Source organism: Actinomycetospora cinnamomea, from assembly GCF_003096675.1.
Lineage (GTDB): Bacteria > Actinomycetota > Actinomycetes > Mycobacteriales > Pseudonocardiaceae > Actinomycetospora > Actinomycetospora cinnamomea.
In genome coordinates this window covers 68,989-92,147 of the sequence record NZ_QEKW01000006.1, presented here as the reverse complement: position 1 = coordinate 92,147, position 23,159 = coordinate 68,989, and the positions used below count along the sequence as shown (strand labels likewise).

Below are 23,159 nucleotides of genomic sequence, written 5' to 3'. Positions count from 1 at the left end.
GTCAGGCACCCGGAGGGTCGAGGAGGTCGACGTCACGCGCGGTTCCCGACACCACGAGCACCCCGTCCTCGGCGCGCAGCTCGGTGGCGGTGATGGCGAACGGCAGCCGGCCGGGGTCGACGCTCGTCGAGAAGCCGGAGAGCCGCTGCCGCAGCGCCTGCGCCGCGACCTGGCCCACCGCGCCCTCGCCGCCCTCGGTGCGGATGTCGCGGGCCTGCAAGGTGATCCGCCCGCCGGAGAGCCGGAACGAGGCGATCACCGCCACGTCGATCGACTGCCCGCCGACCGTCGTGGACGAGGTCAGGCGCACCGAGGACGCCGGGTCGACGTCCGCGAGGGCGCGGGCGCTGCCCGAGGCACCGGAGTCGTCGGCCTCGGCCTCGCTGCGCAGGCGCTCGAGGTCGTCGGCGGTCAGGGGCTCGATGGTCAGCTCGCCGACGTCGAGCAGCCGCGCGAGATCGGTCGGGTTGACGCGCGCCGACGCCGTGACCCGCTCGGCGGGGATGCGCTCCACCCGGGCGTCGACGAGGTCCTCCAGCGGCAGCGAGACCCCGGAGAGGTCGGCGGTCAGCGTGAGGTCGCGCAGCTCGCCGTACGCGATCCCCGGCGCCGAGAGCCCGACGTCGTCGTAGCGCCCGTCGAGGGCCTGGGTGAGGAAGGGGAAGCCCCGGACGTCGACCTCGGGCGGGTTCGGCAGGTCGAGGGCGTCCTGCAGGGCCACGGCGACGCGGTCCTCGGCGATCCAGCGCGCCCCGAAGTCGACGCCCACGAGGACGGCGAGGATCACGACCAGGGCGATGAGGAGTCCGCGCACGGGCCCACCGTGTCATCGACGCCGGTGGGCCCCCCGCCGCGGGTCCACGGACCGGACGGCGGCACGGACGGCGGAGGATACGGGATTCGAACCCGTGAGGGGTGTTGCCCCAACACGATTTCCAATCGTGCGCCTTAGGCCGCTCGGCCAATCCTCCGCGGGAGACGATACAGCCCTGCTCCCCGGCGACCCGGGGGCCGGGGGCCGCGCTTCGCCTTCGATACACTGTGACCGGACCCCGCGCGGCGTCCATCCCGTGAACTCCCCCAGGGCCGGAAGGCAGCAAGGGTCAGCGGGCTCTGGCGGGTGCGCGGGGTCCCCCTATCGGCGTGCTCCCCCTATCGGCGTGCTCCCCTGTCCTTCCTCCGGCCGGCGCTCGACCGTCGGAGCTGCCGCGTAGCCTCGCCCTGTGGCTCTGGCGCTGTACCGCAGATATCGGCCGGCGACGTTCGCCGAGGTCGTCGGTCAGGAGCACGTCACCGAGCCGCTGCGCACGGCGCTCGCGGCCGGACGGGTCAACCACGCCTACCTCTTCTCCGGGCCCCGCGGCTGCGGCAAGACCTCCAGCGCGCGCATCCTCGCCCGCTCGCTGAACTGCGTGCAGGGCCCGACTCCCGACCCCTGCGGGGTGTGCGAGTCCTGCGTGGCGCTCGCCCCCAACGGGGCCGGCTCGCTCGACGTCACCGAGATGGACGCCGCGAGCCACAACGGCGTCGACGACGCCCGCGAGCTGCGCGACCGCGCCCACTTCGCGCCGGTGAGCTCGCGCTACCGCGTCTTCATCATCGACGAGGCGCACATGGTGACCACGGCGGCGTTCAACGCACTGCTCAAGGTGGTGGAGGAGCCGCCCGACCACCTGATCTTCATCTTCGCCACCACCGAGCCGGACAAGGTGCTCACCACCATCCGCTCGCGCACCCACCACTACCCGTTCCGCCTGCTGCCGCCGAGCACGCTGCGCGGGCTGCTCGAGCGCATCTGCACCGAGGAGGGCGTGACGGTCGAGCCGGCCGTCTACCCGCTCGTCGTGCGCGCGGGCGGCGGCTCGGCGCGCGACTCGCTCTCGGTGCTCGACCAGCTGCTGGCCGGCGCCGGCCCCGAGGGCGTCACGTACGCCCACGCGGTGGGCCTGCTCGGCGTCACCGACGTCGCGATCCTCGACGACGTCGTCGACGCGCTCGGCGCCCAGGACGGCGCGGCGGTCTTCGGGGCCGTCGACCGCCTCGTCGAGGCCGGGCACGACCCGCGCCGCTTCGCCGCCGACCTGCTGCAGCGCCTGCGTGACCTCGTCCTCGTCCAGGCCGTCCCCGACGCGGGCGAGCGCGGGCTCGTCGACGTGCCCGCCGACGAGATGGAACGCATGCTCGACCAGGCGGCACGGTTGGGCCCGGCGGCGCTGACCCGCTACGCCGAGCTCGTCCACACCGCGCTCACCGAGATGCGCGGAGCGACCGCGCCGCGGCTGCTGCTCGAGCTGGTCTGCGCGCGGATGCTGCTGCCGTCGGCGTCGTCGGAGGACGCGGCGATGGTGCAGCGGCTCGAGGGCGTCGAGCGGCGCCTCGCGCTGGGGGCGGGCGGGGGCGGCGGGACCCCGGCCGACGACGGCGGGGAGCGCTTCACCCGACCCTCCCGGCGTCCGACCGAGGGTGACGCGGACCCCGCCCCGGCCCGGGCCGGCGAGCTCGACGCCACGGTCGTCCCGCCCACCGACCGCCCGACGGCCACCGTCGCGGCCCGTGACGAGCCGCCGCGGGACGCGCCGCCGCGGGAGGCCGCGCGTGCCGAGCCCGCCTCGCGGCCCCAGCCGGCCCCCGGACCCGTGTCGCAGCCCGAACCCGCGCAGCAGCCCACCCGGGAGCCGGCCCCCGCCGGCGCGGTCGACGCCGCGGCGTTGCGGCGGGTGTGGCCCGAGGTCATGAACCAGGTGCGCGAGCGGAACAAGCCCACCCACGCGCTGCTGCAGAACGCCACGGTCACCGCCGTCGAGGGCACGACCGTGACCCTCGGGATGCCGACACCGCCCCTGGCCCGCCAGCTCTCCCAGCCCAACCGCGCCGACCACGTCGCCGCGGCGCTGGGGATCGTGCTGTCGGGGCAGTGGACGGTGCAGGCGGTGCACGGCGCGGGCGGCGACGGTGACGGGCCCGCGCGCGGTGGCGGCCGGTCGGAGGCCCCGCGCACCCGCGCGGAGGCACCGCGGCGCCCGGAGCGGTCGGAGCGCCCGGAGCGGCCGGCACCCTCACGACCCGAGCGGCCCGCCCCACAGCCGCCGGCGCGGGGCGGGGGCGAGGCGCCCCCGCGGCCGACCCGTTCCGGTGAGCCGCCGGACATCCCGCCCCCGCCCGAGCCGCCCGAGGACGATCCGGACGAGCACGTCACCGAGGAGGACATGTACGCCGAGGCCGCCGCCGACCCGGGGGGCACCGGCGGTGGGGTGCGGCGGGATCCCGAGGAGGCGGCGATGGAGCTGCTGACCTCGCAGCTCGGCGCGCGGCGGGTCGACGGGCGCTAGGAGCGGGCCAGCGCACGCCCCAGGAACGCCACCGCGCGCGGGTAGGCGTCGAGCCGGTTGACGCGCTTCGCGAGCCCGTGGCCCTCGTCGTCGTAGACGACCATCTCGACCTCGACGCCGTTCGCCCGCACCGCGGCCGCGACCTGCTCGGCCTCCGACAGGGGTACGCGCGGGTCGTTGGCGCCGTGGATGACGAACAGCGGGGCGCGCACCTCGCCGATCCGGTGGAGTGGCGAAGCGCGCTCGAGGAACTCCCGGTCGCGCTCGAGCGAGCCGTACTCCCGTTCGCGGTGCGCGCGGCGGTAGGGCGAGGTGTTCTCCAGGAACGTCACCAGGGACGAGATGCCGACGATGTCGACACCAGCGGCCCACAGTTCGGGCTGGAACGCGAGGCCGGCGAGCACCATGTAGCCGCCGTACGACCCGCCCCACAGCGCCGCGCGGGCCGGGTCCAGCCCGAGGCGGGGGAGGTAGGCGTGCAGGGCGGCGAGGTCGGCGACCGAGTCCAGCCGGAGCTCGACGTCGTCGAGGGAGTACCAGCGCTTGCCGTAGCCCACCGACCCGCGCACGTTCGGCACGAGCACCGTGTGCCCCTCGCCGACGAGGGCCTGGACGATCGCCGAGAACGAGCGCACCGACTGGCCCTCGGGCCCGCCGTGGACGATGACCACGCTCGACCCGGACGGGTGCGCGGGCGTGTAGACGAAGCACGGCACGGTCTCGCCGTCGGGCGTGGGGACGCCGTGGCTGGTCGGGCCGACGAGGTCGAGGCCGGGAGGGAGCGTGGCGGCGAGCTGATCGCGGGACGTGGCGATCGTCGCCGCCCGCCCGCGTGCGGCGTCGATCAGCAGCACGTCGGCCGGGGTCGCCGGGTCGGACCAGGACAGCGCGAGGCCCGTGCCGTCGGGGGACCAGCGCGGCACGGCCAGGAAGTCGGCGACGCCGCCGAGGTAGCCGGCGGGCAGGGTCACCTCCCGGCGGAACGTGCCGTCGGCGTCGTGGACGGCGAGGCGGCTCGCGCCGTCGTCGTCGGTGACCACGAGCATCGACCGGCCGTCGGGGGACAGGCGCGCGGTGACGTCGTGCGCGTCGTCGGTGACCAGCCACGTCAGCTTCCCGGTCGCCACGTCGAGCCGTGCGACGCCCAGGTGGTCGCGCCCGGAGTCGGTGGTGACGATCGCGGCGTCACCGTCGGGGAGCCACTGCGGGTCCAGGTGGCGGGCGTGCTCGTCGGCGTCGGTCAGCTCGGTGACGGTGCCGCCGCCGAGCAGCAGGACCTGCGAGCTCAGTGCCGGACGGCCGGGCCGCGTCATCAGCGCGCGCGTGCCGTCGGGGGCGACCGCGGCGGCACCGACCATGCCGCCGCCGTCGTAGAGGACGGCCTCGGTGCCGTCGTCGAGGTCGCGCACGACGAGGTCGAAGTCGACGCCGTTGCGGCGGTTCGTGGCGTAGGCGATCCGGCCGTCGGCCAGGACGTCGACGAGCGCGTGGATGTACGCGGGGTCGTGGACCAGGGGGGTCAGCCCGTCCTCGCCGACCGGCTCGTCGACGGAATCCGGGTCGAGCAGCGAGAGCTGCGCGCGCTCGTTGCCGCCCGCGTCGTGCGAGACCACGATCCGTCGCGAGCCGATCAGGTACCGCCCGTGGACGGCGCCGGGCAGCGCCGTGAGCGGCGCGCGCGTGCCCCCATCGGCGTGCTGCCCTGATCCCGGACGCAGCTCGACGAGCTGCACCGTCCCCGAGTCGTCGTGTCCGGCGAGGATGCGGCCCTCGACGTCCAGGTCGAAGGCACGCCAGGTGGTGGCGTCGAGCAGCCGGTGCAGCAGCGTGCTGTGGGTCGAGTCCATCGGGTCCAGCGTGCCCGGTCGACGGCCGGCGGCGCCTCACGGGCGCACGGTTACTGTGGTGACATGCAACCCGGCCAGAACCCCGAAGGCATGGACATGGGCGCCCTGCTGCAGCAGGCGCAGGCGATGCAGGAGCAGCTGATGTCCGCCCAGGCGGAGCTGGCCGAGGCCGAGGTCACCGGTCAGGCGGGCAACGGCCTGGTCACGATCACGCAGACGGCCACCGGCGAGGTCCGCTCCGTCAAGATCGACCCGAAGGTGGTCGACCCCGACGACGTCGAGACCCTCCAGGACCTCATCGTCGGCGCGATCGCCGACGCGGCGCAGGCGGCCGCGGAGCTGCAGGCGGAGAAGATGGGCCCGCTGGCCGGCGGGCTCGGGGACATGGGCGGCGGGCTGGGCCTGCCCGGGCAGTAGTCCGGTGTTCGAGGGCCCGGTCCAGGACCTGATCGACGAGCTGGGTCGCCTGCCCGGGATCGGGCCCAAGAGCGCCCAGCGCATCGCGTTCCACCTCCTCGCCACCGAAGAGGCCGACGTGACCCGGCTGCAGGAGGCCCTGCAGAAGGTCAAGGTCGGCGTGGTGTTCTGCGAGGTCTGCGGCAACGTCTCCGAGCAACCCCGCTGCCGCATCTGCAGCGACGCGCGCCGAGACGCCACCCTCGTCTGCGTGGTCGAGGAGCCCAAGGACGTCCTGGCCGTCGAGCGCACCCGCGAGTTCCGGGGGCGCTACCACGTCCTGGGCGGGGCGCTCGACCCGCTCTCGGGCATCGGGCCCGACCAGCTTCGGGTGCGCGAGCTGCTCACCCGCATCGGTGGCGTCGGCGGCGACCAAGGGGGGGAACCCGAGATCGCCGAGGTCATCCTGGCCATGGACCCCAACACCGAGGGCGAGGCCACGGCCACCTACCTCGTGCGACTGCTGCGCGACTTCCCCGGGCTGACCGTCACCAAGCTGGCCTCCGGTCTGCCCATGGGCGGCGACCTCGAGTTCGCCGACGAGCTCACGCTCGGCCGCGCCCTCGCCGGTCGCCGCGCGTTCTAGTCCGTGCGCAGGTCCCGCGCCGTCACCGGCGTGCGGTAGGCGACGACCTCCGCCCTCGCGAGCTCCAGCTCGCCGCGGTGCAGGCGGTGGGTGCGGCGCCGCGTCGCCTCGCGGTGCACCGAGATGCCCACGAGCACACCCACCACGAACAGGGTCCAGAAGGCGACCACCGCCACGATGATCGTCATGGCGGTCATCGGGTCCCGCGGGTCGTCCCGCGGCTGCGCCATCGGCGCATGCTCCACGTTGTGATCATGTCGTCGTGCCTCCCGTCGAGTCGTGCGCTCCACGGCTCCGGCGATCCGGCCGTGGTCTGAGAGTGCCGCGTGTCACTGCACTGCACAAGTGAGTCTTGCGATTGCACACAACGATTGCGTGACGACATGGCCGCCCGAGGTCTACCGTGTACGGACCGACGTCGGCAGGGGGGCCGGCAACGCCCACGCCCGACCCAGGAGGCGTACGGATGACCTGGTCACCCGGCCCTGTGGTGACCCGCCGCCGCCTCGGCGGCGAGCTCAAGCGCCTGCGTGAGGGCGCGGGCCTGAAGCTCGAGGACGTGGCCCGACGGCTCGAGTGCTCACCATCGAAGATCAGCCGGCTCGAGAACGGCAAAGGCGTCCCGCGCTGGCGCGACGTGCGGGACATGCTCGAGGTCTACGGCGTCGCGGACGACGAGCAGCGCGAGCGGCTGGAGAGCTGGGCCCGCAACGGGCGGGCGCCGACCTGGTGGCAGGCGTACAGCGATGTCCTGCCGCCGGTGATGGCGACGTACGTCGAGCTGGAGTGGGACGCAGCGAACATCAACGCCTACGAGGCGTACGTCGTGCACGGTCTCCTGCAGACCCGGGAGTACGCCCGCGCAGTACTGCGCAACGCCTACGGGTCGACCATGGCCTCCCACGACGTCGAGAAGCTCGTCGAGGTCCGGATGCAGCGGCAGGATGCGCTCGCACCGAGCCACGGCCTCTCGTTCCACTGCGTGCTCGACGAATCCACGCTGTACCGGGTCGTGGGATCGCCGGATGTCCTCCGGGCCCAGATCGAGCACCTGCTGGTCGTTGCCGAGGCCGAGCACGTCGACGTCCGGGTCCTGCCGTTCTCGGCGGGCCTGGTCCCGGGTAGCCGCGAGGCCTTCGCCAAGCTGGACTACTCCGAGGGCATCGAGCACGGCCTCGTCTACGTCGAACGACCCGGGACGGCCGGTGAGTTCCTCGCCGATCCCACCGAGATCGCCGACCACGAGACGTGGCTGAACGGCATCTACCGAGCGGCGTTGAGTGAGCGTGAGTCCGTCCCGCTCATGGAACGAGCCGTTCGGCGCCTCGAGGCCTCGGGCGGGTGATGAGCCCTTCCCCGCTCCGGTGACCCTCAGGAGGATGCCGCAGTGCAACCGCGCCGTGATGCTCTTGTGGTGATCAGGACGAGCAGCTTCTGCAGCGACGGGTCCTGTGTCGGCGTGGCGATCAATCCCGGAGCTGAGGTGCGCGTCGTCGACACCAAGGCCGAGGGCGGGCCGGCGCTGCGGTTCACACCCGCCGAGTGGGCGGCGTTCGTCGCCGGGGTGAAGGCGGGCGAGTTCGACCTCCCGGACAGCTGAGCAAGATCTGAAGGCGTGGAGCGAACGTTACGCTCAGCGCAACGTCCGCTCCGCCATCCCAGATCTTCGAGCGGAGTCGCACACTTCGGTGCCGAATCCCGCGGCACACGCGGGATCCGGCACCGGGGATGAGCACGAGGCCCCGTCCCCGCCTTGTGCGTGCCTCCCCGTGCCCAGGCACGGGAAAGCACGCACGAGCGCGTCAGCGCAGAGCGCGATTGACCGCCGACACGACGGCCTTGAGCGACGCGGTGAGGATCGAGCCGTTGATCCCCACGCCCCAGACCTCGGTGTCGCCGGCCCCGACGCCGACACTGGCCTCGACGTAGGCGGCGGCGCGGGCGTCGTCGCCGGCGGACATGGCGTGCTCGGCGTAGTCGAGGACCCGCACGTCGTAGCCCACCGACGCCAGCGCGTCGACGAACGCGGCGATCGGGCCGTTGCCGACGCCGGTGACCTCGTGCAGATCGCCCTCGACGCGCAGCGTGGCCGAGAGCTCGGCCTTGCCGTCGTCGTGGGTCGACACGCGCGAGCTGACGAGCTCCAGGGGTACGCGGCGCTGCAGGTACTCCTCGACGAAGATGTCGTGCATCTCCTTGGCCGAGACCTCGCCGCCCTCGGAGTCGGTCTGCTCCTGGACCCGGCGGGAGAACTCGATCTGCAGCCGCCGCGGCAGCTCCAGCTGGTGCTCGACCTTCATCAGGTAGGCGACGCCACCCTTGCCCGACTGGGAGTTGACCCGGATGACCGCCTCGTACGTCCGGCCGACGTCCTTCGGGTCGATCGGCAGGTAGGGGACCTCCCACGGGTGCTCGTCCACGTCGTGGCCGGCCGCCGCGGCGTCGGACTTCATCGCCTGCAGGCCCTTGTTGATCGCGTCCTGGTGCGACCCGGAGAACGCGGTGAACACGAGGTCCCCGCCCCAGGGGTGGCGCTCGCCGACCGGCAGCTGGTTGCAGAACTCGACGGTGCGGCGCACCTCGTCGATGTCCGAGAAGTCGATCTGCGGGTCGATGCCCTGGCTGAACAGGTTCATGCCCAGCGTCACGAGGCAGACGTTGCCGGTGCGCTCGCCGTTGCCGAACAGGCATCCCTCGACCCGGTCGGCGCCGGCCTGGACGCCCAGCTCGGCGGCGGCGACGCCCGTGCCGCGGTCGTTGTGGGGGTGCAGCGACAGGATGATCGAGTCGCGGCGCGCCAGGTTGCGGTGCATCCACTCGATGGAGTCCGCGTAGACGTTCGGCGTCGCCATCTCCACCGTCGCCGGCAGGTTGACGATCATCGGGCGCGCGGGCGTCGGCTCCCACACGTCGCCGACGGCGTCGACGATCTCCTTGGCGTAGGAGAGCTCGGTGCCGGTGTAGGACTCGGGCGAGTACTGGAAGCGCCAGTCGGTGCCCGGGCGCTTCTCGGCCTCCTCGCGGACCATCCGCGCGGCGTCGACGGCGATCTTCGTGATGCCGTCGCGGTCGGAGCGGAAGACCACGCGCCGCTGCAGGATCGAGGTCGAGTTGTAGAGGTGGACGACCGCCGAGTGCACGCCCTCGAGGGACTCGTAGGTGCGGGAGATCAGCTCGGGGCGCGCCTGCGTGAGCACCTGGATGCGGACGTCGGCGGGGATCGCGTCCTGCTCGATGATCTCGCGGACGAAGTCGAAGTCGGTCTGCGACGCGGCCGGGAAGCCGACCTCGATCTCCTTGTAGCCCATGCGGACGAGCAGGTCGAACATGCGGCGCTTGCGGGCGGGCGACATCGGGTCGATCAGCGCCTGGTTGCCGTCGCGCAGGTCGACCGCCCCCCACAGCGGGGCCTTGTCGATCACCTTGTCGGGCCACGTTCGGTCCGGCAGCGAGATCTTCTCGACGAGGTCGGCGAAGGGCTTGTAGCGCTGGATCGGCATGCGGCTGGGCCGCTGGGTGTTCCAGGCCGGCTGGTCCGCCGGGATCGCGCCGTCGGGACGGACGACGGTCGAGCGGATGTCGGCGATGGGCCCGTCGTTGATCGACGCGCCGGGGGTGGTGCTCATGGGTCTCGCGCTCCAGGGTCTTGCGTCACTGCGGGGGACGGCGACCGGCAGCGCGCATCACCCGCGGCGAGGGGCCGGTCCGTTCAGACCCCGCCGCGGCGGCGAAGGAGCAGGCCCGTCGTGATCGACGAGCGTGCGGGCGCGAGGAACATCGCCCCCACGGTAACGCCGGCGTGACTCCGGCCGGTACCCCGGCTCCCCGTCCGGTGGCGCCACGCAGGGGTCGTCGAGGCTTCTGTCCTGCGATTTCCTTGCGTCCGTGACGCAGCTCGCATGCCGTGCTACCGACGAGTCATGTGTCATGCCATGATGTCGCGCATGGCGCAGGATGCGAGCACGGACACCTCCGAACAGCGGCGTTCGCACACCTCTGATGACCTCCGTGCGCTCACCCGAAAGGTCCTGACGGTCGCCGCCTCGGTGATCCGGATCCTCACCGTGGTGTTCGCGGGGATCCTCGTCGTCCACGTGATCCTGGCCGTGGCGGGGGCGAACCCGGCCAACGGCATCACGATCTTCTTCCGCGATCTCGCGGACAACCTCACCCTCGGCATCGGGGACCTGTTCCTGCCCGCGAGCGAGTCGCTGCGGATCATCCTCAACTACGGCCTGGCCGCCGTGGTGTGGATCGCGATCGGGATCATCGTCTCCAAGCTGCTCAACGCGCTCGCGCCCTGACGTCGGCGGCGTGGCGCCGACCACCTCGTGATCGCCGGCGCCTCCGATAGGGTCGTACGGACAGCTCGGCCCGCAGGTGGAGGTCAGTCGCGGTGGCACTCGTCGTCCAGAAGTTCGGCGGCTCGTCCGTCCAGGACGCGGAGCGCATCCGCCGGGTGGCCGAGCGCATCGTCCGAACCGGCAAGGACGGCCACGACGTGGTCGTCGTCGCGTCCGCGATGGGTGACACCACCGACGAGCTGACCGACCTCGCGATGCAGGTCCATCCCAGCCCGCCGCCGCGCGAGCTGGACATGCTGCTGACCTCGGGCGAGCGCATCTCCAACGCGCTGCTGGCCATGGCCATCAACGCCCTGGGCGGGCGGGCGCGCTCGTTCACGGGCTCGCAGGCCGGCATGATCACCACCGGCAAGCACGGCGACGCCCGCATCGTCGACGTGACGCCGGGGCGCATCCACACCGCCCTCGCCGAGGACCACATCGCGCTGGTGGCGGGGTTCCAGGGCGTCAGCGCGGACACCCGTGAGATCACGACGCTCGGGCGCGGCGGGTCGGACACCACCGCGGTGGCCATGGCCGCGGCCATGAGGGCCGATGTCTGCGAGATCTACACCGACGTCGACGGCGTCTACTCGGCCGACCCGCGGATCGTCCCGAACGCGAAGCTGCTCGAGCGGATCACCTACGAGGAGATGCTCGAGATGGCCGCGTGCGGGGCCAAGGTCCTGCACCTGCGCGCGGTGGAGTACGCGCGGCGCGAGAACGTCCCGCTGCGGGTGCGGTCGTCGTACAACGACAAGCCCGGCACGACCATCGTCGGGTCCATCGAGGAGCTGAGCGTGGAACAGGCGGTCCTCACCGGCGTCGCGCACGACCGGTCCGAGGCGAAGGTGACCGTGGTCGGGGTGCCCGACCGGCCCGGCTACGCGGCGCGGATCTTCCGGGCGGTCGCGGACGTCGAGGTCAACATCGACATGGTGCTGCAGAACGTGTCACACCTGCAGACGGGCAAGACCGACGTCACCTTCACGCTGCCGGTCAAGGACGGACCCCGAGCGGTCGAGGCGCTCGGCGCCGTGCAGGGCGAGGTCGGCCACGAGGACGTGCTCTACGACGAGCACGTCGGCAAGGTGGCGCTGGTCGGCGCGGGCATGCGCAGCCATCCCGGGGTCACCGCCACGTTCTGCGAGTGCCTCGCCGAGGCGGGCGTGAACATCGAGATGATGAACACCTCGGAGATCCGCATCTCCGCGCTCATCCGCGACACCCAGCTCGACGACGCCGTACGCGCGCTGCACGCCGCCTTCGACCTCGGGGGCGACGAGGAAGCGGTCGTCCACGCCGGAACGGGGAGGTGAACCGATGACCGTGCTCGCCATCGTCGGGGCCACCGGAGCGGTCGGCTCCGTCATGATCGACATCATCGACGCGCGCGAGACCGTGCCGTGGAGCGAGATCCGGCTGATCGCGTCGCCCCGCTCGGCCGGCCGCCGGTTGCGGGTGCGCGGCGAGGAGGTCGAGGTGGTCGCGCTGTCGCGCGAGGCGTTCGACGGTGTCGACGTCGCCATGTTCGACACCCCGGACGCGATCAGTGCCGAGTGGGCGCCGGTGGCCGCCGAGTGCGGCGCGATCGCCGTCGACAACTCCGGCGCGTTCCGCATGGACCCGGACGTGCCGCTCGTGGTGCCCGAGGTCAACGCCGAGCAGGTGCACCACCGGCCCAGGGGCATCATCTCGAACCCCAACTGCACGACGCTGTCGATGATGGCGGCGCTGGGCGCGCTGCACCGTTCGTTCGGGCTGCGCGCGCTGGTCGTCGCCAGCTACCAGGCGGCCTCGGGCGCGGGCCAGGAGGGCATCGACCGGTTGCAGGCCGAGATCGCCGCCGTGGCGGGCAAGGGCGTCGGCAACCGGCGCGGTGACGTCGCCGAGGCCATCGCGGCGGCCGGCCTGCCGTCCGACTCGCCGTTCGGGGTCCCGCTGGCGCTCAACGTGGTCCCGTTCGCGGGCTCGCTCCGGGACGAGGGGTGGACCTCCGAGGAGCTCAAGGTCCGCAACGAGTCCCGCAAGATCCTCGGCCTGCCCGACCTCCGAGTCTCGGCCACGTGCGTGCGGGTGCCCGTGGTGACCACCCACTCGATCGCGGTGCACGCGACGTTCGACGGGCCGGTCGACGTGGCCACGGCGCAGCAGGTCTTCGCCGCCCAGCCCTCGATCGTGCTGGTCGACGAGCCGGAGGCGAAGCGCTTCCCGACCCCCGTCGACGTCGTCGGCGAGGACCCCACCTACGTCGGCCGCGTGCGCCAGGCGCTCGACTTCCCGAACACCCTCGACTTCTTCGTGTGCGGCGACAACCTGCGCAAGGGCGCGGCGCTGAACACCTACGAGATCGCCGAGGAGCTCGTCCGGGGCTGACCCGGGCTCGCCGTCCTTTTCTTGACTCGTTCCAGTCTCGGTGGCACGGTGAGGCCATCATGACCCCACGCACCGGTACCGAGGACGGCCACGTGCCGGTCCCTGCGGACCCGCGTCACCACGTGGCCGATCCCCGTGCCCGTCTGCGGGCGGCCGGCCTGCGGGTCACGGCTCCGCGCCAGGCGGTGCTCGGTGTGCTCGGCGAGCACCCGCACTCGACGGCCGAGGCCGTCGCGTCCGCGGTGCGGAGCCGGTTGGGGTCGGTGTCCACCCAGGCCGTCTACGACGTTCTCGCCGCGTGCGTGGACGCCGGGCTGGTCCGCCGCATCGAGCCGGCGGGCTCGGCGGCGCGGTACGAGACGCGCACCGGGGACAACCACCACCACGTGGTCTGCCGGTCGTGCGGGGCGACCGCCGACGTCGACTGCGTCGTCGGCGAGCCCCCGTGCCTGACCCCGTCGGACGCCGGCGGTTTCGTCGTCGACGAGGCCGAGGTCGTGTTCTGGGGTACCTGTCCGTCGTGCCACGCGGCACGCGTCGGCCTGGCCGGTCCCACGACCGCACGGCGTCCCGTCACGCAGCACGAGAGCCACCACCACGAGGAGAGGCGAACGTGACCAACCCGAATCCCTCCCACGCCACCGACGACGCCGGGATCGTGGCGCCGAGCCACGAGTTCTCCGCCACGGTCGGGACCGACGGTCCGCTGGTCCTGCAGGACCACTACCTGATCGAGCAGATGGCGAACTTCAACCGGGAGCGCATCCCGGAGCGCCAGCCGCACGCCAAGGGCAGCGGTGCGTTCCTGAAGTTCGAGGTCACGCAGGACGTGACTGCCTACACGAAGGCCGCGGTGTTCCAGCCCGGCGAGGTCACCGAGGGCATCATCCGGTTCTCCACCGTCGCCGGGGAGCGCGGCAGCCCCGACACCTGGCGCGACCCGCGCGGCTTCGCCCTCAAGCTGTGGACCCGCGAGGGCAACTGGGACATGGTCGGCAACAACACGCCGGTCTTCTTCGTCCGTGACCCGATGAAGTTCCAGAACTTCATCCGGTCGCAGAAGCGCCTGGCCCGCAACGGCCTGCGCGACCACGACATGCAGTGGGACTTCTGGACCCTCTCGCCCGAGTCGAAGCACCAGGTCACGTGGCTCATGGGCGACCGCGGCATCCCGCGGACCTGGCGCCACATGAACGGCTACTCGAGCCACACGTACATGTGGATCAACGAGGCCGGCGAGGAGTTCTGGGTCAAGTACCACTTCAAGACCGACCAGGGCGTCGAGTGCCTGACCGAGGAGGAGGCCGGCCGTCTCGCCGGTGAGGACGCCGACTACCACCAGCGCGACCTCTACGAGGCCATCGAGCGCGGCGAGTACCCGTCGTGGACCCTCTACGTGCAGATCATGCCGTTCGAGGACGCCAAGACCTACCGGTTCAACCCGTTCGACCTGACCAAGGTGTGGCCGCACGGCGACTACCCGCTGCAGGAGGTCGGGAAGATGACGCTGAACCGGAACCCGGAGGACTACCACACCGAGATCGAGCAGGTCGCGTTCGAGCCGAACAACCAGCCCCCGGGGCTGGGCCTGTCGCCGGACAAGATGCTGCTCGCCCGCGGGTTCTCCTACGCCGACGCCCACCGTGCCCGCCTCGGCGTCAACTACAAGCAGATTCCGGTGAACTCGCCGCGGGGCACGCAGGCGCACCCGTACACGGTTGCCGGCGCGATGCGCGTGGTGAACGCGAAGGACCCGGTGTACGCCCCCAACACGAAGGGCGGCCCGCAGACCACCGAGACGATCCAGCCGCCGACGTGGTACTCCGACGGCCAGATCCAGCGCGCGGCCTACGTGCCGCACGCCGAGGACACCGACGAGGTCCAGGCCCGCACCATGATGATGGAGGTCTGGGACGACGCGGCCCGTGACCGCTTCGTCGAGAACGTCTCGGGCCACCTGGCCAAGGGCGTCGGCGACGATGTGCTGGCCCGCGCGTTCGACTACTGGAAGTCGATCGACCAGGGCATGGGCGAGCGGGTCGAGGCCCGGGTCCGGGAGCTGACCGGCAAGGAGCAGAAGGTCCTCAGCCAGAGCTGACCACCGGCCCTGCAGGAACAACCGCGACCCGTCCCACGCTGAATTGTGGGGCGGGTCGCGGCGTGTCGCGGCGACCCGCCGGGAACCCGACACCAGTACGACGTGCACACGGTCGTGAGAGGAGTCACCACCACATGGCCACCGCACCCATCTCCAGCCCGTTGCCCGACGAGGCCAAGCAGACCGTCGGCAGGGTCCTTCAGGAGAGCCTGGCCGACTTCGTCGACCTGTCGCTGACCGCGAAGCAGTGGCACTGGAACGTCGTCGGCCGCAACTTCCGAGAGGCGCACCTGCACCTCGACGAGCTCGTCGAGCTGGCGCGCACCTACACCGACGAGGCCGCCGAGCGCGCGGCCGCCATCGGCGTCTCGCCCGACGGGCGCGCCGAGACCGTCGCCAAGGCCAGCGGCCTCCCCACCACCGAGGAGGGCTGGCGCGACGTCGAGGACGTCAACAAGGCGGTCGTCGAGACGCTGGCGCGGCTGATCGAGCGCATGCGCGAGCGCGTCGAGCTCACCGACGAGCCCGACCCGATCACGCAGGACATGCTCATCGCCCAGACGGCGAAGCTCGAGGAGGCCCACTGGATGTGGCAGGCCAAGACGGCCTGAGCCGCTGTGGCCCGCCTCAACGCCAGCCGCCTCACCGACACCCGGCCCGCCCGCGTCCCTCGCGGGCGGGCCGTCGTGCGTCTCAGGCCGGGACGGGCAGGCCCAGGGCCCGGCGGGCGAAGGCGATCTCGGCGACGGTGTGGCGGAGCGTCTCGGCCACGACCAGCGAGCCGTGCCCGGCGTCGTAGCGCACCATCGCGTACTCCCGGCCCCGTTCGGCGAGGGCGTCGAGGTAGTTGTCGATCTGTCGGATGGGACAGCGCGGGTCGTTCTCGCCGGCCAGGACGAGCACCGGCGCCCGCACCGCGTCCACCCACGTCAGCGGCGAGGCCTCGCGGTAGCGCTCGGGCACCTCGGTCGGCGAGCCGCCGAACAGCGAGCGGTCGAAGGCGCGCAGGGGTTCCATCTCGTCGGCGTAGGCCGCGAGGTAGTCGGCCACCGGCACGCCCGCGCAGCCCACGGCCCAACGCTCGGGCTGGCGGCCCAGGCCGAGCAGCGTCAGGTAGCCGCCCCACGACCAGCCCTCGAGCACGCACGCGGCCGGGTCGGCGAGCCCCGTCGACACGGCCCAGTCGTGCACCGCGGCGATGTCCTCGAGCTCGGTGGTGCCCGGTCGCCCCTCGATCGCGTCCCGCCACGCCGAGCCGTAGCCCGACGAGCCGCGGTAGTTCACGTGCACCACGGCGAAGCCGGCGTCGACCCACACCGCGCGCACCGGCGACCAGCGGTCCTCGTCGGCCGCCTGGGGCCCGCCGTGGATCATGAAGACGGTCGGGACCGGGCCGGTGGTCCCGTCGGGCCGCGTCCACAGCGCGTGGACGGAGCCGCCGGGGCCGTCCACCCACGCGTCGTCGAGGGCGACCGAGGGCGCGGGCCAGTCCCCGGGCGGGGCGAGCAGCTCGGTGTCGGTGCCGTCGGGGCGCAGCGCCCGCACCGACGACGGGTACGCCGCCGACGACCAGCCGTACTCGATGGTGCCGTCGGGGCGCACGTCGGCGCCGCCGACCGAACCCGGTGCGGTGGGCAGGTCACCGAGCTCACCGGTCGCGAGGTCGTAGCGGTGCAGGGTGGTGCGGCCGGCGCGGGTGTGGGCGACGAGCAGGGCGGTGGCGTCGGGGTAGAAGCCGGCCGAGAGGTCGCCGGGCAGGCCGATGTCCAGCTCGGTCTCGGTGTCGGTCGCGAGGTCCCAGATCAGCAGCTCGTCCCGGCCGCGGCGCTCGTGGCCGACGAGCAGGCGCTGGTCGCCCTCGACGGGCGCGAACTCGATGGGGTCGAGGCCCCGTCCCTGTCCGTCGGGTCCCTCCCCGTCGTGCCGCTCGCCGACCGTGCCGCCGTCCGCGACGCGCACCACCCGCACCGCGGGGTGGCGAGAGTCGCCGTGCTCGGCGTGCGAGATGGCCAGCAGCGTCTCGTCGCGTGACAGCGCGCCGATGCCCGCGTCCTCGGTGTGGGCGTAGAGGACGCGGGCCTCGCCGAATCCCGAACCATCGTCCTCGCTCACCGCCAGCGTCGAGCCGTCGTCGGTCGACCAGCCGACGGCGACGGTCCGCCGGCCCAGGTCCAGGCCGGCCGGGTAACCCGCGACGGCGCCCGCCACCGCGGGCACGGCGTCACCGCCCTCGAACGGCTCGCGGACCCAGACGCCGAACTCGTCGCCGTCGGTGTCGTCGAACCACCAGATCGCGGTGCCGTCGGTGCTCGCCGCGCCCCCGCGCGTGCCGTGCGGGCGGTCGGTGACCCGGCGGTGGGTGTCGGCGGCGCGGTCCCAGGCGTAGATCTCCCAGGTCCCCGTGGCGTTGGAGGAGTAGACGCTGCGGTCGGGGGCGTCGCGGGCCCAGTCGGGCACCGACACGCGCGCCGCGGTGAACCGGCCCCGCCAGCGGGCCTCGACGCCCGGGTCGGCGAACAGGGCCTCGGGAACGTCCGGGACCGGGTCGGGGCGGCGGGCGGGCGACGACGTCATGCCCTGATCCTGCCCGCCGGTGTGCCGCGGCCGCCGCGTGGACCCGGCGGTGGGAGAGGATGGGAGCGCAACGGATCAGGGGGGCTGACGGGTGCGCGAGGAGCCACCGGAACTGGCGGGGCCGACGCCGAACGGCGCCAGGATCTTCGACCACTTCCTCGGGGGGACCGACCACCTCGTCGTGGACTGCGAGTTCGCCGACGAGATCGACCGCGTGGTGTCGGGCATGGGTCGGCTCTGCCATGACCTCCGCCGCTTCTCGCGGACGGTGGTGCGCCATCTCGCCGAGAGCGGCGTCGACCAGTTCCTGGAGCTCGGGTCGGGGCTGCCGACCGTCGACCCCGTGCACGCCGTCGCGGCTCGACACGTGACCGCCCCGCGCGTCGTCTACGTCGACCGCGACGCCGAGGCCGTGGCCCTCGCCTCCCGGATCGCCGCCGGGGTGCCAGGTGTGGCCGTGGAGCACGCCGACCTCACCGACGTCGACGCCGTCCTGGCCACCCCGGGAGTGCGGGAGCTCGTCGACCTCCGCCGGCCGGTCGCCGTCCTGGCGGTGGGCGTGCTCAGCGCGCTCGACGACGAGACCGCGCGCGCGACGTTGCGGCGGTACCGCGACGCGGTCGCGCCGGGCAGCGCGCTCGCCGTCACCCACCCGACCGGTCGCGGGCGTCCGGAGCTGGTGGCCTGGCGCGCCATCCCGCACACGGGCTGGTCCTACGCGCCCGCCCTGCGCGACCCCGAGGACATGGCTGCGTGGTTGGAGGGCACGGAGCTCGTGGGCCCCGGATGGACGTCGGCGCCGGAGTGGGCGCTCGACGACCCGGCGGCGGACCCGGAAGTCACCGGGAGCGGGCTGTGGGGTGTGCTCGCGCGGGTGCGCCGCGTCCGGGGATGATCGCGCCCGTGATGACCCCGTGATCGGCACCCACCGCCACGACGCCGGCGTCCACGAGATCCGCCTCGACCGCACCGAGCGGCGCAACGCCCTCGACACCGAGCACTGCCGCGACCTCCACGCCGCCGTCGACGCGGCGGTGGCCGACGGTGCCCGGGTGCTCGTGCTCAGCGGCGAGGGCACGGCGTTCTGCTCCGGCGCCGACCTCGACACCGTCGGCGACACCGACTTCCTCGCCGCGCTCTACGGGATGCTGCACCGGCTCGCCGAGGTCCCGGTGCCCGTCGTGGCCGCCGTCCACGGCCCCGCGATCGGGGCGGGCACCCAGCTCGCGCTGGCCGCCGACCTGCGCGTGGTCGACACCGCGGGCGTGTTCGGGCTGCCCACCGCGGCGCTGGGGCTGGCCGTGGACCCGTGGACGATCCGGCGGCTGGCGCTCGTCGCGGGCGGCGGGGCGGCGCGGCGCATCCTGCTGGGCTGCGAGCGCCTCGACCACGACGCCGCCCGCGCCGCAGGCCTTGTCGACCGCGTCGGCGACCGGGACACCGCGCTGGCCTGGGCGGGAGAGATCGCCGCGCTGGCGCCCCTGACGCTGGCCTACAACAAGCTCGCCGTCGCCCGGCTGCTCGAGGACGCACCGGTTCCCGACGAGGTGGCCGCGGCGTTCGACGCGTGCTGGGCCAGCGAGGACCTCGCCGAGGGCCGCCGCGCACGGGCGGAGAAACGGGCGCCGGTGTTCCGGGGTGCCTGACGGCTCACATCCGCGTCAGCGCACCCCGTCGCCGGGCCAGTGGGCGAGCGTGTCGATGTAGAGCTGCCGGACCTCCTCGATGCGCTCGTCCAGGTCCTCGCGGGTCCAGGACGACACGTCGATGGGCGGCAGCACGGCCACCTGCACCACGCCCGGGTGGATGATCATCGCGTTGCGGCTCATCAGCTCGCCGGTGTTGCGGAACACCAGCGGCACGATCGGCACGCCGGCCTGCATGGCCAGGTGGAACGCACCCTTCTTGAACCGCCCGGGCGTCGGGGTGGGCGAGCGGGTGCCCTCGGGCGCGATGACCACCGAGGTGCCCTGGCGCAGGCGCTCCACGGCGGGCTCGAGGGCCTTGCGGGCCTGGGCGTTGTCGGCGCGGTCGACGAACGCGGTCTCCAGCAGGCGCATCAGCCCGCCGAAGAGCACGTCGTTGGCGAGCTCCTTCTTGGCCACCGGTGCGAAGTTGCCGCGCAGCAGGCCGCCGAGCACGAGGACGTCGAGCTGGCTCTGGTGGTTGAACAGGAACACCGCCGGCTGGGACTCCCAGATGTGCCGGGCCCCGTGCACGTCGAGCGAGACCCCCGACGCCATCAGCGAGAGGTCGCCACCGAGACCGATGCCGAGGTTCAGCCCGGCGCGCCGCGAGCCCCCGAGCAGGCCGATCCCCAGGCCGGTGGCGAAGCCGCCCATCATCCCGGCGAACGTCGCGGCCGTGCGCGCGACCTCGATCGGCGTGGTCCAGGGACGTCCGGTGAAGTCCAGCGTCGGCCAGCCCCGCTCGGCGGCGGCCCGCCGCAGCGCGCCGCCGGGGTTGACCGCCCGCGGGTGCGCCACGGTCGCCAGGAACGGGACGTCCTCGCCGCCGTTGGAGTAGGCGAAGCTCGCGTCCAGGTCGACGTCGTGGGCGGCGGCGAACTCCTTGACCGCCGCGGCCTTGCCCTCGCCGTAGGGCGAGCGGCCGTCGGGGCGCCCGGTGAGCGTGCCGTCCTCGCCGACCTCCACCGCGGTGTAGATCGTGTGGTCGACGCCGAGGGCCTTCGCGGCGGGTTCGACCTGGAAGCGCGTCGCCGAGCTCGCCAGCACGACGGTGTGGCCCTTCTCGAGGTGCGCGCGGATCAGCCGCCACGCCTCCGGGTAGACGCTCGGGCCGATCTCGTCGCGGAAGAGCCTGTTGCCGATCTTCTCGAGCTCCTCGGGCGTGCGGCCCGCCCAGGTGCGCAGCGTGATGCCGAGGAACTTGCGGAAGTCCTCCTCGTCGTGCAGCCCCTGCCAGCCGCTGGCCAGCGTCTCGAGCGTGGTGCGCGGGTGCAGGTCGAGGTTCCTGACGTGGTGGCGCATGAACGAGGTCACCGAGTAGCCCGCGATGACCGTGCCGTCGAAGTCGAAGAACGCGCCGACATGCGGTCCGTCGGGCGCGGCCTCCACCGCGTCCATCAGCCCCTGGATGGTCGTTTCAGGGTCGGACACCCGCGGACTCCTGTCGGTTGGTCGCGTCGGTCTCGTCGATGGTCACGACCCGTTCCACTACCCCGCGGACCTCCGCGGCGAACGCGCGGCGCCGCTCGCGCAGGTCGGGCTCGCCCTCGCGCCGGGTGTCGGGGGCGAGGAGGCCGCGGTTGCTGGCGAGCCGCACCGCCGACGCGAAGAGCTCCCGCGACAGCGATTCGGGCCCGTGCAGCTTGCCCTGCAGCAGCAGCTGCTGCCCGACGGCGGCGCACCGGTCGAGCAGCGCGTCCTGGTCGACGGGGGTGTCGGGGTCGTGCTCGGCGAGGCGATCGGCCACCACCCACTGGGCGTCGACGAACGAGCGCAGCACGCGATGGGCGCAGAGGAACCGGCTCTGTCGCAGCATCTTGCGGGTGCGCGCGCTGTCTCCGTCGTCGCTGCGCCAGTCGGGGTCGATCAGCGAGAGCTCCTGGATGAGCTCCGCGCGGAAGGTCTCCTTGTCGGGGAAGAAGAACTCGTACTTGAGCAGGTCACGCAGCTCCAGCGCGGCCTGGAAGCCGCGGGCGAGCGCGTCGCGCCCGGTGAGGTCGCCGACCTCGAGGATCGCCAGCTCGACGATCGCGCGGTTGACGAAGTGGTGGATCGCCGAGTTGCGGTAGAACGCCGCGACGATGTGGTGGCCGGGCTCGATGGAGAACACCGGCTCGGAGCCCTCGGTGTAGGCGCTGACGACCTTCTCGCGGCGCAGCGACAGGAGCGCCTCGGCGACGCCGCCGTTGGTGCGCAGCGACTCGACGCCGGTGTGGGGCAGGCCGCGGGCGTCGACGTAGTCGAGCACCGGCTCGACGACGCGGCGCACCTGCGAGAGCGTCAACGCCCGGTCGCGGACGCCGAGCAGCGCCAGCGCGGCCAGGGCGATCGGCGTCACCGGCGTCACCCGGTTGATGCGCACGAAGACCTCGAACGCGGTCTTCTGCAGCGCCAGGCGCCGGGCCGGCGCCTCGGCGGCGTCGTCGGGGTCGTCGGCCGGTCGGGAGTCGAGCGCCGGGTCGTTGGCGGCGGTGAGCGCCGCGCGCAGCGAGAGCGGCTCGCCGAAGCTGACGTGCACCCCGCCGACGGGTCGGCGCTGCGCGCGGGCGTAGCCCATCAGCCAGCGCAGGCCCTCCGGGGTCTTGGCGGCGCCGGTCTGTTCGGCCGCCATCTGGTGCACCTCCTGCAGCTGATCATGGATGATCGACACGGGCACGAGGTAGACGTCCTCGGTGCGTCGCGTCTCCACGGCACTGGCCACGTCGGAGAGCAGGCCGTACTTCGGCGGGCGCAGTTTCCCGGTGCGCGTGCGCCCGCCCTCCATGTACCACTCGAGGTTGAAGCGCTTGGCGCACAGCCAGGAGAAGTACTCGCGGACGACGGCCTTGTAGACGGGGTCGCCGCCGAAGCTGCGGCGGATGAAGATGATGCCGCTGCGCCGCGCCAGGGCCTCGAGGCCGAGGATGCGCAGGTTGTCGCCGCCGAGTACGTGGTTGCGCGGGAAGTCGTTGCTGCGCAGGACGTCGGCCAGCACGAACGGGTCGGTGTAGCTGCGGTGCGAGGGCAGGAAGACCAGCGCGTGCTCGGCGTTGAGCTCCCGCAGCGGCTCGAGCCCCGCGGTGTCGGCGTGCACCGTCCACGCCTTCTCGTGCATCGGACGCAGGACGCCGGAGAACAGGTCGACCGCGCTCGGGTCGAGCGACGCGACGATGCTCTCCAGATCGGCCGCCGCCTCGGTGGCCACCTCCTCCTCGGGTCGTCCCGTCACCGCCGCCAAGCGCTGGATCTCGCGGCTGAAGTGGGCGGAGCCGACGATCTGCCCGGCGACCTCGCGCGGCACCTTGAAGCGGTTGCCGGTGAGGGCGCGCTCGGCGCGGTCGAGCGCGAGCGTCGCCTGGCGGGCCACGAAGCGCACGAAGTCGGCGGTGTCCGGCTGCGCGCGCTCGCGGCGGTGACGGCGCATCAGCTCGCGGACCGTCGCGGGGCGGCCGACCACGACGCGGTGGCGGTGCGGGCCCCGGCGCGCCGCGCGGGCCCGCGCCCGCAGCGCCCAGCCGCGGGTCAGCACGTCGGCGAGGCGCAGCAGCGTGCGGTCGGGCTCCGGGTCGGGCGACCACACCACGCGCACCGGGACGAGCAGCGGGTTGTCGCCCCGGGTGAGGCGGGACGCGAGCTGCTCACCCTCGGCGGGAAGGACCTCGAGACCGCGCCCGTTCCCCGCGCCGTCGCGCACGGCGGCGAGCCAGCGGTCGACGAGACGCCGCTCGACCGTGGAGGGAGCGTCGACGAGGACGACGAGCGGCCGATCACCCGACTCGGGGAGCGTGTCCGTCTCGACCTGCGTGCTCACGCCGCACCTCCGCCCCTCGCGACGCCCGGCGTCGTGACGGGCTCGTCACGGCCGCTCCCTGTCGTGGCGACC

General features: G+C 73.1%; 20 protein-coding genes, 1 tRNA gene and 1 other RNA gene. 14 read left to right on the top strand and 8 right to left on the bottom strand.

The window, feature by feature from the left end; genetic code table 11:
• Position 1 precedes the first annotated feature (1 nt).
• Together C8D89_RS13410 and C8D89_RS13405 are read right to left on the bottom strand one after the other, a co-directional pair.
• The gene (locus C8D89_RS13410) at positions 2–814 is read right to left on the bottom strand and encodes an LmeA family phospholipid-binding protein (protein WP_116708631.1); all 813 of its coding nucleotides are present in this window, start codon (positions 812–814) and stop codon (positions 2–4) included.
• A 71-nt stretch (positions 815–885) separates the two neighbouring features.
• A tRNA-Ser gene (locus C8D89_RS13405) sits at positions 886–971 on the bottom strand.
• A gap of 73 nt (positions 972–1,044) precedes the next feature.
• Between C8D89_RS13405 and ffs the strand changes: the two genes are divergently transcribed.
• Both ffs and C8D89_RS13395 read left to right on the top strand, forming a co-directional pair.
• Positions 1,045–1,139: signal recognition particle sRNA small type (ffs, locus tag C8D89_RS13400), an RNA gene on the top strand.
• A gap of 84 nt (positions 1,140–1,223) precedes the next feature.
• Positions 1,224–3,329, top strand: a complete 2,106-nt coding sequence (locus tag C8D89_RS13395; protein WP_116708630.1) for a DNA polymerase III subunit gamma and tau — start codon at positions 1,224–1,226, stop codon at positions 3,327–3,329.
• On the opposite strand, the gene C8D89_RS13390 is transcribed toward C8D89_RS13395, so the two are convergent.
• Positions 3,326–5,176 carry an alpha/beta hydrolase family protein gene (locus C8D89_RS13390; protein ID WP_116708629.1) on the bottom strand — a complete coding sequence of 617 codons (1,851 nt, stop codon included), beginning with the start codon at positions 5,174–5,176 and terminating at the stop codon, positions 3,326–3,328. The two genes, C8D89_RS13395 and C8D89_RS13390, sit on opposite strands and share 4 nt — an antisense overlap.
• 63 nt (positions 5,177–5,239) lie before the next feature.
• Here C8D89_RS13390 and C8D89_RS13385 point away from each other — a divergent pair, with 63 nt between their 5' ends.
• Positions 5,240–5,593 carry a YbaB/EbfC family nucleoid-associated protein gene (locus tag C8D89_RS13385; protein ID WP_116708628.1) on the top strand — a complete coding sequence of 118 codons (354 nt, stop codon included), beginning with the start codon at positions 5,240–5,242 and terminating at the stop codon, positions 5,591–5,593.
• A gap of 4 nt (positions 5,594–5,597) precedes the next feature.
• A complete protein-coding gene (recR, locus tag C8D89_RS13380) occupies positions 5,598–6,218 on the top strand; it encodes a recombination mediator RecR (protein WP_116708627.1) in 621 nt (206 codons plus the stop codon).
• Here recR and C8D89_RS13375 read toward each other — a convergent pair.
• The gene (locus tag C8D89_RS13375) at positions 6,215–6,448 is read right to left on the bottom strand and encodes a hypothetical protein (protein WP_116708626.1); all 234 of its coding nucleotides are present in this window, start codon (positions 6,446–6,448) and stop codon (positions 6,215–6,217) included. The two genes, recR and C8D89_RS13375, sit on opposite strands and share 4 nt — an antisense overlap.
• Before the next feature lie 236 nt (positions 6,449–6,684).
• Between C8D89_RS13375 and C8D89_RS13370 the strand changes: the two genes are divergently transcribed.
• The gene (locus C8D89_RS13370; protein ID WP_116708625.1) at positions 6,685–7,563 is read left to right on the top strand and encodes a helix-turn-helix domain-containing protein; all 879 of its coding nucleotides are present in this window, start codon (positions 6,685–6,687) and stop codon (positions 7,561–7,563) included.
• Between the two features lie 69 nt (positions 7,564–7,632).
• Positions 7,633–7,818, top strand: coding sequence for a DUF397 domain-containing protein (locus C8D89_RS13365; RefSeq protein ID WP_243418080.1), 186 nt, complete (start codon positions 7,633–7,635; stop codon positions 7,816–7,818).
• A 202-nt stretch (positions 7,819–8,020) separates the two neighbouring features.
• On the opposite strand, the gene leuA is transcribed toward C8D89_RS13365, so the two are convergent.
• Positions 8,021–9,844 carry a 2-isopropylmalate synthase gene (gene leuA / locus C8D89_RS13360; protein WP_116708623.1) on the bottom strand — a complete coding sequence of 608 codons (1,824 nt, stop codon included), beginning with the start codon at positions 9,842–9,844 and terminating at the stop codon, positions 8,021–8,023.
• Positions 9,845–10,162: 318 nt separating this feature from the next.
• Here leuA and C8D89_RS13355 point away from each other — a divergent pair, with 318 nt between their 5' ends.
• The 6 genes from C8D89_RS13355 (at position 10,163) to C8D89_RS13330 (ending at position 15,646) form a co-directional block, all read left to right on the top strand.
• Entirely contained in the window at positions 10,163–10,522 is a 360-nt protein-coding gene (locus C8D89_RS13355; protein WP_133251906.1) for a hypothetical protein, read from the top strand.
• A gap of 92 nt (positions 10,523–10,614) precedes the next feature.
• Positions 10,615–11,880 carry an aspartate kinase gene (locus C8D89_RS13350; protein WP_116708621.1) on the top strand — a complete coding sequence of 422 codons (1,266 nt, stop codon included), beginning with the start codon at positions 10,615–10,617 and terminating at the stop codon, positions 11,878–11,880.
• 4 nt (positions 11,881–11,884) lie between these two features.
• Positions 11,885–12,937 carry an aspartate-semialdehyde dehydrogenase gene (locus C8D89_RS13345; RefSeq protein ID WP_116708620.1) on the top strand — a complete coding sequence of 351 codons (1,053 nt, stop codon included), beginning with the start codon at positions 11,885–11,887 and terminating at the stop codon, positions 12,935–12,937.
• Between the two features lie 59 nt (positions 12,938–12,996).
• Positions 12,997–13,554, top strand: coding sequence for a Fur family transcriptional regulator (locus tag C8D89_RS13340; RefSeq protein ID WP_116708619.1), 558 nt, complete (start codon positions 12,997–12,999; stop codon positions 13,552–13,554).
• A complete protein-coding gene (locus C8D89_RS13335; RefSeq protein ID WP_116708618.1) occupies positions 13,551–15,035 on the top strand; it encodes a catalase in 1,485 nt (494 codons plus the stop codon). Before C8D89_RS13340 ends, C8D89_RS13335 begins: the two co-directional genes overlap by 4 nt.
• Positions 15,036–15,169: 134 nt before the next feature.
• Complete coding sequence (locus tag C8D89_RS13330) at positions 15,170–15,646, top strand: Dps family protein (RefSeq protein ID WP_116708617.1); 477 nt, start codon at positions 15,170–15,172, stop codon at positions 15,644–15,646.
• Positions 15,647–15,728: 82 nt separating this feature from the next.
• Here the strand turns inward: C8D89_RS13330 and C8D89_RS13325 are convergent, their stop codons facing one another.
• Positions 15,729–17,609, bottom strand: coding sequence for a S9 family peptidase (locus C8D89_RS13325; RefSeq protein WP_116708616.1), 1,881 nt, complete (start codon positions 17,607–17,609; stop codon positions 15,729–15,731).
• Between the two features lie 91 nt (positions 17,610–17,700).
• Here C8D89_RS13325 and C8D89_RS13320 point away from each other — a divergent pair, with 91 nt between their 5' ends.
• Complete coding sequence (locus C8D89_RS13320; protein WP_116708615.1) at positions 17,701–18,504, top strand: SAM-dependent methyltransferase; 804 nt, start codon at positions 17,701–17,703, stop codon at positions 18,502–18,504.
• Between the two features lie 19 nt (positions 18,505–18,523).
• The gene (locus tag C8D89_RS13315) at positions 18,524–19,255 is read left to right on the top strand and encodes an enoyl-CoA hydratase (RefSeq protein ID WP_116708614.1); all 732 of its coding nucleotides are present in this window, start codon (positions 18,524–18,526) and stop codon (positions 19,253–19,255) included.
• Positions 19,256–19,270: 15 nt separating this feature from the next.
• Here the strand turns inward: C8D89_RS13315 and C8D89_RS13310 are convergent, their stop codons facing one another.
• Together C8D89_RS13310 and C8D89_RS13305 are read right to left on the bottom strand one after the other, a co-directional pair.
• Positions 19,271–20,728, bottom strand: coding sequence for an HAD-IB family hydrolase (locus C8D89_RS13310; protein ID WP_243418079.1), 1,458 nt, complete (start codon positions 20,726–20,728; stop codon positions 19,271–19,273).
• Positions 20,715–23,087, bottom strand: a complete 2,373-nt coding sequence (locus C8D89_RS13305; RefSeq protein ID WP_116708612.1) for a glycerol-3-phosphate 1-O-acyltransferase — start codon at positions 23,085–23,087, stop codon at positions 20,715–20,717. Before C8D89_RS13305 ends, C8D89_RS13310 begins: the two co-directional genes overlap by 14 nt.
• Positions 23,088–23,159 lie beyond the last annotated feature (72 nt).